We start from the raw sequence: 14,255 nt of genomic DNA, 5'->3' as shown, positions 1-14,255 counted from the left end.
TTTTTGAGGAGGAAGTTTATGTTAGAATTTGAAATAAGTGAGGTATCAAAAATAACTAAATTAAAATCTCACACTTTAAGGTATTACGAAAGTATTGGGTTAATTAAAGATATCAAAAGAAATACAGCAGGAAAAAGGGTATATACTGAGGATGACTTAAAATGGCTTGAAGTAATAAATAGACTTAGGGAAACTGGAATGAATATAAGACAAATGCAAGAGTATGCAAGATTAAGGCACATGGGAGATGAAACAATTTCAGAAAGAAAGATAATAATGGAGAATCACTTAGAATCAATAAATAGAGAAATTGATAAATTATTGGAAGCAAGAGATTATGTAGAAAAGAAAATCAAGATTTATAATGAAATGGAGGAAAAGATTAATGAAAGAAGAAAGTAGATTTGAAAGAGGATATAAAAAATTACTTGAAATAGATGGAAAAGCAGGACAAGAGGTAGAGAATAGTTTAAAGGATATTTCCCCTGATTTAATGAACTATATTATAGAGTATAGTTTTGGTGATATTTATTCAAGAGAAGGTCTTGACTTAAAGTCAAAAGAAATTGCGGTGGTTGCTGCTCTAACAGCCCTTGGAAACGCACATCCACAATTAAAGGTTCATATAAATGGAGCATTAAATGTTGGATGTACAATTAATGACGTTAAGGAAGTAATCCTACAAATGTCAGGATATTCTGGTTTTCCAACGTGTATAAATGCAATGAATGCCTTAAAAGACGTAATTGATGAACGAAAAATTCAAGGTATTAATGATATTGTTGGAGAGGAACCTACTAATGAAGTATCTCCGGCTCAGAGATATGAAGTCGGAGTAAAGGAACTTTCAGAATTAGATAACAATCAAGTAAAGGTTCTTGAAGAAGCTTATAATGAGTTTGCACCAGACCTAGTAAAGTTTGTAGTGAATAGCTATGCTGATATTATTGGTAGAAATAACTTGAGTAAAAGATATAGACAGATTGCTACAATTGCAGCCTTAACAGCTTTAGGTAATGCACAGCCTCAATTAAAGTTTCATATAAACGCAGGTTTAAATGTTGGATTAACAGCTAATGAAATAAAAGAAATAATGCTATTAATGACTGTGTATTCAGGTTTTCCATCTGCAATAAATGGAATGAATATATTAAAAGAAGTATTAAATAAATAGTGTTCCTTTTTATTCAAGCATAGGATATTATTAGAACTGTGGTAAAAAATAATATTATAGTTTATACTTGTATCAAAAGGGAGATAATATATGTCTAAGATTATGATAATAGAAGATAATGAAAATATAAAAAAAGAACTTATTGAATTTTTGATGCGTTATGGATATGAAGCCTATGCACCATCAGACTATGAAAATATAGTAAGTACAGCTTTAAAGGATGAACCTAATTTAATTTTACTCGATATAAACCTTCCTTATTATGATGGATACTATATATGCAGAGAAATTCGAAAGGAAAAAGATATACCAATAATAATTGTAACAAGCCGCGATAGTGAAATGGATGAAATTATGAGTATGAACTTAGGTGCAGATGATTTTGTAACAAAGCCATATAATACTCAAATATTGCTTGCAAGAATAACTGCAGTGCTTAGAAGGACTTCAGGGAATAATTCGAATTTTGAAATAGTTGAACATAAAGGCTTGAAGCTTAATGTTACTAATGGAAGTGTAAGTTTTAATGAAAATAAAGTTGATCTTACTAAAAATGAATTAAAAATACTCCTATGCCTTCTAAAAAATAAGGGGGCTATTGTAAGCAGAGAGGATTTAATGGATTTTCTGTGGAATTCCGATCTTTATATAGATGACAACACATTATCTGTTAATATAACTAGACTAAGAAAAAAACTAGGTGAATTAGGTTTTAATGATGGAATTGAAACTAAGAGAGGGCTTGGATATATATTGTTATGAATACAAGAGAATACTTTATTTCAAAATCGCCTTATATAATAATTAATTTAATAATATACCTATTGATTTTAGTTATTATGAGTATAGCTAAAACGCCTGCTATAATAATGTTTATAGTTTTTCTTATATGGTTTTTACCTTTATTAATTTATATATTAATAGATCTTTTTATTAAGAAAAAATTTTATGATGATATAATAGGTGTTACTGAAAAATTGGATAAAAAATATTTATTACCTGAAGTAATAAAAGTTCCTAATTATTATGAAGGAAAAATTATTTATGAAACATTAATGGAATGTAATAGAAATATGCATGAGCATGTTAATTTTTATAAAAACCTTCAAAAAGAATATAGAGAATATGTTGAGACATGGGTTCATGAAATTAAAACGCCCATATCTTCTTCAAAATTAATTATCGAAAATAGTGAGAGTAAAGAAAAGAATGCTCTAGGAGATGAATTGAAAAAAATTGAGGAATATATTAATCAAGCTCTCTATTATTCTAGAAGCACAGATGTTAGTAATGACTATATAATAAAGGAATTTGAAATAAAGGAAGCGATTCAAGAAGCTATTAGAAATAATAGGAGAGATTTTATTAACAAAAAGATAGCTGTTGATATAGAGGAAGTATCTGGAACCGTAGTAACTGATATTAAATGGATAAAGTTCATTGTAAATCAAATCATAATTAATTCAATAAAATATAGTAAGACTAAAAATGCAATTTTAAAGGCATATACAATAAAGGGAAAAGACAATTTAATGCTTATCATTGAGGATAATGGTATAGGAATCCCGCAAAATGATGTGAACAGAGTCTTTGATAAAGGGTTCACAGGTGAAAATGGAAGAAAGTATGGAAAGTCCACAGGAATAGGTCTTTATTTATGCAAGAAACTTTGTGAAAAATTAGGACTTGGAATATCATTAAGCTCTGAAGAAGGGGAAGGTACTAAGGTTAATATAATTTTTCCCATTGGAGATTTTACAAGCTTTAAGTAATTATGTGAAATAGAATTAATTAATGAAAGCATTAAAAAGTATAGCATGCACCCTAAGTTTATGGTAGAATATGGATGTGATTAAACCATAATATTAAAATAACATTTCAACATTGGATCAGAGTAATAAGTTGTTTTATTACTCTTTTTTTATTTATGAGATTTATCCAATTGACAAAACTTATATGTAATATACAATTATGTTATATTAATCCAAGGAAAGGAATAAAGATATGAGAAAAATAAAGAAAAAATCTTTACTTATTATATTATTCGGGATAATTCTAATTGGAATTAATTTTCCTCAAAGTGCTTATGCAATATGGGAGAAAGACAACTATGATTGGAAGTATATTGGAGATTACGGATATGAAAAGGGATGGAAGCAAATAGATGGTAGATGGTATTATTTCACTCCAGATACTGGAATAATGAAGCTTGGATGGTTCTATGATGAGGAATATAAGAAATGGTACTATTTAAATGCAGATGGTTATATGGATTCTTCAAAGACTACTCAAAGCTATCCACTAGAATTACAGGAAATCAGTGATAAAATAAAGCAGTATGTAAGTGAAGAAATTAGTTACCAAGGCACTAGTAATATTGATGGAAATATTTTTGCGAGCTTTGTAAGTGACAGTAATGTAACGCCTAGGAAATATTATTATCACTTATCAACAGGCAATGTTTATGAAGTAAAGAATGGTATTTTCAATAACCTTGAAACTCATGATGTGATTAATATTTTTACTGAAGAACAAGCAGTTAATTTAGTAAGGGACTATCTTTCAAAGAATAATGAATATGTTCCAGGAGTAATTAAAGTGGAATCTGATGAAGGAGATTCTTACCTAGTTCATTGCTATGATGATATGGGAGGATATACTTCTGCTAGCAGCTGGTATTATGTTAATAAAGATACTAGAGAAATTAGATCTATGTCATAATTCATTCGCAGCGATAATTTTTGATGTAATAATAAAAAAAATTGTATTCTTTGAAATCATGTTGTAATACTAAAAATGGTGAAGTGTTACTAATATAGAAAAGAAGTGATATTTTTGAGTTTAGAAAATAGTAATAAATTAAATATTGGCGATGTAACATTAAATTATTATGAAAATGGATATGGTGAGAATTTAATACTTCTACATGGTAATAGCATGGATAGTAAAAGTTTATACAAAATATATAACTATTTTTCAAAAAGATATAAAGTAATTGCTATTGATAGTAGAGGACATGGATTGAGTGATTATGGAGAAATCCCTTATTCAATAAGTTTATTTACAGATGATATTTTCGCTTTTTGTAAACAAAAAGGGATTTCTGATATATGTATAATTGGGTACAGTGATGGTGCAAATATTGCATTAATGTTAACAAAAAAGTACCCTAAATTAATTAAAAAATTGATTATTATTTCAGGGAACTATAAAGTAAATGGTATTAAGAAATGGTTTATAAAAATAATAGAGTTCTCTAATTTGCTATTGAGTCCTTTTATAAAATATTTTAAATCAATTAAAACGCAGAAATGGAGATTTGATTTAATGTTGAACGATATGGGGATTTCAGAATTTGATTTAAATCAAATATTAAAACCAACTCTCATATTAGGAGCAGAAAATGACCTTATTTATGAAAAACATACATTAGATTTTTACAAAAATATTTATGACTCACACGTAAAAATAATAAAAAGAACTAATCATTTTAATATAGTACGTAATCAAAAAACTATTTTAGCAATAGATGAATTTTTGAATAGAAGTAACACATTATTATGATAAAAAATGGAATTTGCTTTATATAACACCAAAGGAAATAAATACTTGTTTTATAGCTATATTTCTTTAACTGATACAATAAATTGAAATAAAAATAGTATAATATTTTCAAAGGACTATTGAGAAATAATATTAATTCAATAGTCCTTTATAATTTAGTCTTTCGACGTCAAAAATAAATTTTAAATTATTTGAGGTTTATGAGAAATACAAAATTTAAAAATAAAATGGCTTTAATACTGATTTGATATTAAAATAATATGTATAAATACTTACCTTACAAAAATGTAAGATAGTTGAAAGGTAGTTCGATATGAAGAAAAGTAAAATAGCTTTAAAATATATCCATAGAGTTGATTAAATTATTTAGGGATTAGGGTTTAACTAGATTTATTCAGCTAACATTAGTCAATTAGGAGGATAGCTATGGAAAATATTTTAAATGTACAGAATGTAGAAAAATACTATGGGAATAAGGAAAATGTGACTAAGGCGCTTGATAATATAAGCTTTAAAGTTCAAAAAGGTGAATTTGTTGGAATAATGGGGCCTTCAGGTAGTGGTAAAACTACACTTTTAAACTGTATATCTACTATTGATAAGGTTACAACTGGAGCAATTATAATTGATGAAGATGATATTACTAGATTAAAAAGTAAAAAGTTAGAGAAATTTAGAAGAGATAAACTAGGTTTTATATTTCAAGATTTTAATTTATTAGATACATTAACTGCTTATGAAAATATAGCATTAGCATTAACAATAGCAGGAAAGAAGGGAAGTGAAGTTGACGATTTAGTTGAAAAATCAGCTAGAAGTTTAGATATATCAGAGGTACTAAATAAGTATCCTTACCAAATGTCAGGGGGGCAGAAACAAAGAGTAGCTGCAGCGAGAGCTATTGTTAATAATCCTAAATTAATTTTAGCTGATGAACCCACTGGTGCCTTGGATTCCAAATCTGCTAAACTGCTTTTAAATTCGATTGAAAAATTAAATGAGGAATTAGAAGCTACAATTTTAATGGTAACCCACGATGCATTTACGGCAAGTTATGCCCATAGAATTTTATTTATTAAGGATGGCAAAATTTTCAACGAATTAGTAAGGGGAGAGGATTCTAGGAAAGAATTTTTTAATAAAATAATTGATATTGTTACACTTCTTGGAGGTGATTCAAAAGATGTATTTTAAAATTGCCTTAAATAACGTAAAAAAGAGTTTTAAAGATTATACTATTTATTTTTTAACTTTGACTTTTGCAGTATGCATATTTTATAGTTTTAATTCCATTGACTCACAGTCAGTAATGGCAGATATGAATGCCGGGCAAACGGAGTATGTTAAAATTATGGGACAACTTATTTCGTATATATCAGTAGGGGTTTCTGTTATTTTAGGTGGATTAATCATATATGCAACTAAATTTCTAATTAATAAAAGAAAAAAAGAGTTTGGCATATACATGATTTTAGGTATGGGAAAAAGAAAAATGTCACAGATTTTGTTTTTTGAAACACTATATATAGGTGTAATATCTTTAATGGCAGGTTTGTTACTTGGAATGCTATTTGCACAAATACTGTCTATATTCACGGCTAAGCTTTTTGCTGTACAAATGACTAAATACAGCTTTGTCATCTCAATAAATGCTATTCTAAAAACAATTTTATATTTTGGAATAATGTATTTGCTTGTTATGATATTTAATATAGTTATCGTTTCAAGATATAAATTGATTGATTTATTATGTGCAGATAGGAAAAATGAAAAGGTGAAAATTAGAAATCCTTATATAGCAGCAACTATGCTGATTGCTTCAATAGCAGTCTTAGGATACGCATATTATTTAATTAACCTGGTAGGATTAAATTTTTTCGATAATAGGTTTAGAACCTCAATAGTGCTTGGAATTATAGGAACAGCCCTTTTCTTCTATGGAATTGCTTCAGTTATGTTTTTTATTCTTCAAAAGAATAAAAATTTATATTTAAGCGGATTAAATATCTTTAGTATTAGGCAGATTTCTAGTAAATTTAATACTAATTTTATTTCCATGACAGTAATTTGTTTAATGTTATTTGTTACCATAGGAACTTTATCAAGTGGACTAGGAATAAAAAATTCTATGGAAAAAACATTAGAAAATCAAACTCCGTTTGATGCTACTGTGCAAATAATTAATAATGAAAATAGTAAATTATCAGTTATAGATGCATTAAAACAAATGGATTATAATTTAGAGAATAATTGCAATTATGTTGTACTTAGACAATATAAGTATGATATGAATGTGAAAAATCTATTAGATAAATATACATTAACTAATGATGAAAAAGAAATTACAAATCTTAAGGTTTTTGAGACTACTGATATGATAAAAGTATCAGAATATAATAATATGAGAAAATTAAAAGGTGAACCAAATGTAAAATTGAATAATGATGAAGTAATAGTTAGTTCTAATTATGAGCCGTTAAAAGATTTACTTAGCAAATATGTTAAAAATGAAAATTCAGTAAAAATTGGAGATAAGGAATATAAGATAAAGGATAAGAGAATAGAAACTGAGGCATTTTCTACAACACCAACTAGTGATAGTATCTTTACGTTAATAGTACCTGATGATTTAGTAAATGGAATGGAACCTTCAAATGAAGCAGTAGATTTAAATTTTTCAGATAACAATAAAGAAAATGCAAAAAAAGAATTAACAACGATTTTAAATAACTTTAGATTTGATAATGCTGAATATAAGAAATTAGGCTTTAGAATTGCCGGTGAAACAAGGGAAATGGCATATGATGATAGCAGAGGATTATCAGCAATAATCTTATTTATAGCTGTTTATATGGGCATAGTATTCTTATTGTCAAGTGCAGCAGTACTTGCTCTTCAACAATTGTCACAATGCAATGATTCTTTAGAAAGATATAAATCATTAAGGAAAATTGGTGCAACTAAAAGTATGATTAATAGGAGTATATTTAAGCAGGTGACTATATTTTTTCTATTACCATTAGCACTTTCAATAGTTCATTCCTATGTAGGAATTAATGTAGTAAATAAGTATCTAATAGCCTTAGGGTCAGGAAATAAATTTGAGCCCATTATAGTAACAGCTTTAATGATGATTATTGTTTATGGAGGATATTTATATGCAACGTATATAGCCTACAGGAATATGGCTGCTAGTGAATATAATTAAGCAATAAATATTATAAGAAAAAGAATTAAAGAGATGTTTTAAAGTAACTAATTAATTATTTTAAAACATCTTTTTATATTTATTAAAAAAATTGAAACTTTGTTGATGTTATGGGTGTATTGTTATAATATAGGAGATTTCATAGTACTTGTTGAAAAGGAGGGGGAGATTTGGATGTAGATAAGAAGCTTATTATAAAGTGCAAAAAGTATGATAAGAATTCTTTCATGGAGTTATTTCAGCTTTATGAAAAATATTTATATTGCTTATGTTATAACTATACTCAAAATCAACAAGATGCACTTGATTTAGTGCAGGAAACATATATCAAAGTTTTTAATAACATAAGTAATTTTGATGAGAGTCTTCCCTTTCATCCTTGGATAAGAAAAATTACTGTAAATACATGCTTGAATTTTAAAAGAGCAATAAAAAACAACCTTGTTTCTCTAAATCAAAGCTTAGATGAAGATATAACATTGGAAGATATCTTAGTTTCGGAAGATGATGTTGAAGATAAGATTATAAATTTAGAAATCAAGAGGATTATAAAAGATAATTTAAAAGAAATACCAGATAAGTATAGGATTATTATAGTACTTAGATATTATGAAGACCTCAATTATAATGAAATAGCCAAAATATTAGACAAGCCTTTAGGGACTGTAAAGACAGAGCTTTATAGAGCTAAAGCTATATTAAAGAATAAACTAAAAGAAGCAATGGAGGTGAGAAAATGAGTTGTAAATTTGATAAGCAATTGCTATATTCTATGGCAGATAACACTATAGAACCTCTTGAAAAGATTTTTGTTGAAGAACATTTGAAATATTGCAGTGAGTGTAAGAAGGAATTTGAATTAATAAAAGAACTTGATAAAGAGCTTGGTGAGTTTGAATTTGAATTGGAATTGCCAGAACGATTATCTACTATTTCACAATTAATTGTAGAAAACTGCATTAGTGAAATTGAGAATGAAAATGAAGAATTAAAAGTTCACAATTATAATGAAGAAATGAAATTATTAAAAAAGACTATTATTGAAGCAAATAAGTTTTCTTACAATAATCCATATAATAAATTTATTGAAAGAAGCTTAACAAAAACCATAAGCTTTATAGGCAAACCAGTTAAAAACTATTATAAGAAAAAGATATCCAATAGTAAAATTGGCAAGCTTTTTAAGGTGGTGTAGAAGTATGGTGATTGGGTTTATAATTTTTAATATATTAATGATAATAGTTTGCATATTGCTGTTTATTTTATTATTACTATTATTTATTCCTTTCCAATATTCATTTATTGGCAGAATAAATAATAGTGTTGAGGGGTTAATAGAGATAAGCTGGATATTTGGATTGACTAAATTTACTATCAGCAAAGATGAAAAGAAGCCTAAATTAAAAATAAAAATTTTAAAATTAAATATTTATAATAAAGAGATAATTAAAAAAAATCATCCAAATAAAGAAAAGAAATCAAAAAGTAGATTTAATTCTAGGAGTTTTGGGAAAGAATTACTAATAGAATTACTAAAATTTATCAAAGATATTTTTAATCTTGTAAAACCTCGATATTTAAAGGTTATAGGAGTTTATGGATTTGAAGATCCATCCTTAACTGGAATATTATTGGGACTAATAAGTATAATAGAAGAATCATTTCCTAAAGCTGAAATTAATTTAAAGCCAGCTTTTGATGAAAAGATTATAAATATTGAAGCACAGGTTGGTGGAGAGATCAAACTATATTTACTTTGCTATAGAACCCTTAAACTATTTATGAAAAAAGAAGTAAGACAAAATTTATTTAAAAAACCCAAAACCGTTGAAACTTTTTAGCAAAAGTATGTGTATTAAGTATTAACATATATTTAAAATTTAGGAGGTAATAACCATGGAGAATAATGCTGTAAAAGAAAATTTAGATTCACTATTTGGTAATTTAGAAAAGTTTTTAAAGACAGAAACTGTTGTAGGAGAGCCTATTGTTGTTGGTGAGGTAACTCTTGTACCAATTATAAGTGTTATGTTTGGATGCGGTACAGGTGGAGGCACAGGACATGATAATAAAGGAATGAATGGAACAGGTTCAGGTGGAGGCGGAGGTGCAAGAATAACACCAAATGCTATTTTAGTAATTAAAAAGGATGAAGTTACATTGCTGCCAATTAAGGAAAAAAGTAATATAGACAATCTTTTAAATATGGTACCTGATATAGTTTCAAAGCTTAATATTAAAAAGGAAAAAAATGAAGAAACTCAAGAAGAAAAATAAAATTCAAATTGTACATTTTATAGTTCAGATATAAAAAACACACTGAAATACTTTGGTGTGTTTTTCTAATGGTTAAGTTATAAGTATTTCTATAACAAGCTCCAATAAAAAAGGTAATATATAGCATTATTTCTTGATTTATTGTAAATTATATATATTATAAGATATGATTATTTTTTAAATGTCAGGAGGAAATAAAATGTATGATAAAATAATGGAATCAGTAGAATATATAAGAGGAAAAATAAATAGAGAACCTAAAATTGCAGTTATACTTGGATCTGGATTAGGGGAGTTAGTTAATGAAGTCACTGAGCCAGAAGAGATACAGTATAAAGATATACCAAATTTTCCGGTATCCACAGTTAAAGGTCATGAGGGAAAATTAGTATTTGGTAAAATAAATAATGTGGAAGTGTTATTAATGCAAGGTAGATTTCATTATTATGAAGGATATACAATGAAAGAAGTTACATACCCGATCTTTGTAATGAAGAAATTAGGAATTGAGAAAATTATTATTACTAATGCATGCGGAGGTATAAATAAAAATTTTGAGCCAGGAACTCTGATGCTTATTAATGATTTTATAAATCTATTTGGAGATAACCCTTTAATTGGTATAAATGATGAAAGATTAGGTCCAAGATTTCCAGACATGTCAGAACCATATAAAAAAGAACTTATTAGTAAAGCTAAAAAAATGGGTGATGAGCTTGGAATAAAATATGCTGAAGGAGTTTATGCAGGTTTTATGGGTCCTTATTACGAAACTGCCGCTGAAATTGTAATGATTGGAAGAATGGGTGCTGATGCAGTTGGTATGTCAACTGTACCAGAAACAATAGCAGCAAACTATTTAGGAATAGATGTGCTAGGAATAGCGTGTGTTACTAATATGGCCACGGGAATACAAAAAGTAAAGCATTCTCATGAAAGAGTAGTGGAAACAGCCAAGAAGATTTCCATTGACTTATGTAAATGGTTAGCAAGAATTATTGAAGAAATATACAAGTAGTTATAAGTTGAAAGTGATAAGTGGCAAGTTGAGGAAGAAAAGCCGGCTTTTCAGAAAAATAATTTTCAGAAATCGCCTTGGTCGATTTCATCCTGAACTTTTCACTTATAACTTATCACTATTTATAAATTCCTGTATATATGAAGACAGCATCTCTTAAGAATGCAGCTAGACCAGGTTGATGTTTATCGTAAAAAGCAGTGAACCTTTCATCATCTACATACATTTGTGCAAGTCCTGCATGTGCTTCTTTTGAATAGTTACTCCAAGAATAGCTTAACCACTGGCGATGCAAATCTGCCGCCTTCTGTGCAAGTTCACTTGACGGATCATTTGTTTCAAAGGCCTCTTTTAATGTGTCAATTACTTTAGTACCTAACTTTTCAAATTTATCATATTCTTCTTTGCTCATATTTTTGAATTTCTTATTTGATTCATCTATAGCATTGTCACCATATTTGGCTCTTATTTCTTCGCCATATTTTTTCTCATTTTCATCTATTATATTTTGTTTAAATCCTTCGAATTTATCTTTATCATTCATTATAATTCCCCTTTCTATGGATGCGATTGTTTTGTTAACGTTAGCTATCAGCATATCTATCTGATTACGTTTATCAAGAAGTTTATCACGATGTTCCTTAAGTGCAAAAGTGCTGTCAAAGGATGGTGATAATAATATATTATTTATATTTTCTAAACTTACACCTAATTCTCTATAAAACAATATTTGTTGTAATTTATCAACTTCCTTTTTGCCATAAATACGGTAACCAGACGAATTAATTCTTGCCGGCTTAAGAATTCCTATTTCATCATAATATCTAAGTGTTCTAGTACTTATACCTGCTATTTTGCTTAGTTTTTGAACTGTGTATTCCATGTGATCATCTCCTTACAAATTTACTTTACACCTTTACGCAGCGTTAATGTCAATAGTTTTATTTAAGAAAAATTTGACATTAAGTATTCTTTGTTTTAAAATATTTTCTAGAAAATAATAGGAGGTAATAACATGATAAAAGAAAATGGTAATATTTCAATTGACACAGAAAATATATTTCCGATTATTAAAAAATGGCTTTACTCTGATAAAGACATATTCATCAGAGAAGTTATAAGTAATGCATGTGATGCAATTAGTAAATTTCAAAGACTAGTTTCTCTTGGAGAAGCATCTATAAGTGGAGATGAACAATATAAAGTTGTTGTATCCATAAATAAAGAAAAGAAAACTCTTAAGTTCATAGACAACGGTATTGGAATGACAGAAGAAGAGGTTAAAAAATATATTAACCAAGTTGCATTTTCAGGAGCAACTGATTTTATGGAAAAATATAAGGACAAAATGGATGAAGGTAAGGATATAATTGGTCACTTTGGATTAGGATTTTATTCAACTTTCATGGTATCAACTAAAGTAGAAATTGATACACTATCATTCAAAGAAGGCGCTGAAGCTGTAAAATGGGAATGTACAGGTGGAACAGAATACGAAATTGGACCTACTAATGAAAGAACAACAAGAGGTACGACAGTAACATTATTTATAGATGATGAAAGTTCAGAATTCTTAGAAGAATATAAAGTAAGAGAGATAATAAAAAAATATTGTTCATTCTTACCTACAGAAATATACCTGGAAGATGAAAACAAACCAAAAGAAGAGCCAAAGTATGAAACAAAGAAAAAAGAAGATGGAACTGAATATCAAGAGCTAGTTGAACCAGAAGCTCCAAAGCCTTTAAATGATACAAATCCACTATGGGTAAAAGCACCAAAGGATTGTACTGATGAAGAATACAAAGATTTCTATAGAAAAGTATTTATGGACTTCAATGAACCATTATTTTGGATTCATTTAAATGTTGATTATCCATTTAACTTAAAAGGTATATTATACTTCCCTAAATTAACTCATGAATTTGAAGCAACTGAAGGCCAAGTAAAGTTATATAATAATCAAGTTTTTGTTGCTGATAACATAAAGGAAGTAATACCAGAATTCCTATTATTATTAAAGGGTACTATTGACTGTCCAGATTTACCTTTAAATGTATCAAGAAGTTTCCTTCAAAATGATAAGGAAGTTTCAAAAATTTCTAATCACATTGTTAAAAAAGTGGCTGATAAATTAGTTGATTTATTTAAAAATAGCAGAGAAGAATTTAATAAATTCTGGCCAGATATACAAATATTTATTAAATATGGCTGCTTAAGAGATCCAAAATTCTATGATAAGATTAAGGAAATAATAATATTTAAGAACTTAAAAGGTGAGTTTGTAACATTAAAGGATTATCTTGAAGCTAATAAAGAAAAACATGAAAATAAAGTATTTTATGCTAATGATGAAAAGCAACAATCTCAATATATAAAGATGTTTAAAGAGTATGATTTAGATGCTGTCATATTAGATTGTTCACTAGATGATCACTTTATTTCATTTTTAGAAATGCATGAGTCTGGTGTTAAATTTAATAGAATAGATTCTGATATTTCTGATACATTAGGAAGCAAAGCAGATGAAAATGATGAAACTGTAAAAGCATTAAATAAGGAAATAGAGGATTTATTTAAGAATTCCCTTGGAGATAAGATTAAAAATTTAACTATTGAAGGATTAAAGAATGAAGATACTCCTGCACTTATCTTAGTTTCAGAAGAGTCAAGAAGAATGGCTCAAATGAGTAAGATGTATGCAAAATCAGGAATGAACTTTCCAGGAATGTTTGATGAAGAAAAAACTTTAGTAGTAAACAATAAAAATGTTATTATTAAGAAGCTTATCGAGATTTCAAAGAATGAAGCTAAAAAGGAAGATGTTAAATTTATTTGTGAGCATATTTTAGACTTAGCTAAGATTGCAAATAAAGAGTTAGATGCTAATGAAATGGATGAGTTTATAAAGAGAAATAATATGCTTTTAAATAAGGTTGTAGCCCTTTAATGGTTTAAATGCATTCAGAAAATACCCTGAAATTTTCAGGGTATTTTTGTTAATTGTTTTGAAT

The 14,255-nt window shown here is 27.7% G+C and carries 15 protein-coding genes; 14 read left to right on the top strand and 1 reads right to left on the bottom strand.

What is annotated here, in order from left to right; translation table 11 throughout:
- Positions 1-18 precede the first annotated feature (18 nt).
- The 13 genes from COL3_RS08130 to COL3_RS08070 all read left to right on the top strand — a co-directional run bounded on the left by COL3_RS08130 (position 19) and on the right by COL3_RS08070 (position 11,241).
- On the top strand, positions 19-402 hold the full coding sequence (locus COL3_RS08130) for a MerR family transcriptional regulator (protein WP_008428081.1): 384 nt from the start codon (positions 19-21) through the stop codon (positions 400-402).
- The gene (locus COL3_RS08125; RefSeq protein ID WP_008428079.1) at positions 386-1,174 is read left to right on the top strand and encodes a carboxymuconolactone decarboxylase family protein; all 789 of its coding nucleotides are present in this window, start codon (positions 386-388) and stop codon (positions 1,172-1,174) included. Before COL3_RS08130 ends, COL3_RS08125 begins: the two co-directional genes overlap by 17 nt.
- A gap of 90 nt (positions 1,175-1,264) precedes the next feature.
- Positions 1,265-1,936 (top strand): response regulator transcription factor, encoded by a 672-nt coding sequence (locus COL3_RS08120; RefSeq protein WP_008428077.1) that lies wholly within the window; start codon positions 1,265-1,267, stop codon positions 1,934-1,936.
- Positions 1,933-2,946: a sensor histidine kinase gene (locus COL3_RS08115; protein ID WP_008428076.1), complete on the top strand. Its 1,014-nt coding sequence runs from the start codon at positions 1,933-1,935 to the stop codon at positions 2,944-2,946. The genes COL3_RS08120 and COL3_RS08115 overlap by 4 nt, the downstream gene beginning before the upstream one ends.
- 232 nt (positions 2,947-3,178) lie before the next feature.
- Positions 3,179-3,895 carry a cell wall-binding protein gene (locus COL3_RS08110; RefSeq protein WP_008428074.1) on the top strand — a complete coding sequence of 239 codons (717 nt, stop codon included), beginning with the start codon at positions 3,179-3,181 and terminating at the stop codon, positions 3,893-3,895.
- 114 nt (positions 3,896-4,009) lie between these two features.
- Complete coding sequence (locus COL3_RS08105; protein WP_008428072.1) at positions 4,010-4,738, top strand: alpha/beta hydrolase; 729 nt, start codon at positions 4,010-4,012, stop codon at positions 4,736-4,738.
- Between the two features lie 426 nt (positions 4,739-5,164).
- Positions 5,165-5,932 carry an ABC transporter ATP-binding protein gene (locus tag COL3_RS08100; protein ID WP_008428070.1) on the top strand — a complete coding sequence of 256 codons (768 nt, stop codon included), beginning with the start codon at positions 5,165-5,167 and terminating at the stop codon, positions 5,930-5,932.
- Positions 5,922-7,946, top strand: a complete 2,025-nt coding sequence (locus COL3_RS08095; protein WP_008428069.1) for an FtsX-like permease family protein — start codon at positions 5,922-5,924, stop codon at positions 7,944-7,946. Before COL3_RS08100 ends, COL3_RS08095 begins: the two co-directional genes overlap by 11 nt.
- Positions 7,947-8,116: 170 nt before the next feature.
- Positions 8,117-8,686 (top strand): RNA polymerase sigma factor, encoded by a 570-nt coding sequence (locus tag COL3_RS08090; RefSeq protein ID WP_008428067.1) that lies wholly within the window; start codon positions 8,117-8,119, stop codon positions 8,684-8,686.
- Positions 8,683-9,141: a zf-HC2 domain-containing protein gene (locus COL3_RS08085; protein ID WP_008428064.1), complete on the top strand. Its 459-nt coding sequence runs from the start codon at positions 8,683-8,685 to the stop codon at positions 9,139-9,141. The genes COL3_RS08090 and COL3_RS08085 overlap by 4 nt, the downstream gene beginning before the upstream one ends.
- 4 nt (positions 9,142-9,145) lie before the next feature.
- Positions 9,146-9,787, top strand: a complete 642-nt coding sequence (locus tag COL3_RS08080; RefSeq protein ID WP_008428063.1) for a DUF2953 domain-containing protein — start codon at positions 9,146-9,148, stop codon at positions 9,785-9,787.
- Positions 9,788-9,842: 55 nt separating this feature from the next.
- Positions 9,843-10,223 carry a spore germination protein GerW family protein gene (locus COL3_RS08075; RefSeq protein ID WP_008428061.1) on the top strand — a complete coding sequence of 127 codons (381 nt, stop codon included), beginning with the start codon at positions 9,843-9,845 and terminating at the stop codon, positions 10,221-10,223.
- 199 nt (positions 10,224-10,422) lie between these two features.
- On the top strand, positions 10,423-11,241 hold the full coding sequence (locus tag COL3_RS08070; RefSeq protein WP_008428058.1) for a purine-nucleoside phosphorylase: 819 nt from the start codon (positions 10,423-10,425) through the stop codon (positions 11,239-11,241).
- A gap of 118 nt (positions 11,242-11,359) precedes the next feature.
- On the opposite strand, the gene COL3_RS08065 is transcribed toward COL3_RS08070, so the two are convergent.
- Positions 11,360-12,124, bottom strand: a complete 765-nt coding sequence (locus COL3_RS08065; RefSeq protein ID WP_008428056.1) for a MerR family transcriptional regulator — start codon at positions 12,122-12,124, stop codon at positions 11,360-11,362.
- A 132-nt stretch (positions 12,125-12,256) separates the two neighbouring features.
- On the opposite strand from COL3_RS08065, the gene htpG reads away from it, so the two are divergent.
- Positions 12,257-14,191: a molecular chaperone HtpG gene (htpG, locus tag COL3_RS08060; RefSeq protein WP_008428053.1), complete on the top strand. Its 1,935-nt coding sequence runs from the start codon at positions 12,257-12,259 to the stop codon at positions 14,189-14,191.
- The last annotated feature ends 64 nt before the right edge of the window (positions 14,192-14,255 follow it).

Origin of the sequence: Clostridium sp. LS (assembly GCF_002760435.1) — a bacterium.
GTDB lineage: Bacteria > Bacillota > Clostridia > Clostridiales > Clostridiaceae > Clostridium.
The sequence above is the reverse complement of the archived record's forward strand: the minus strand, read 5'-3'. Positions and strand labels throughout refer to the sequence as shown.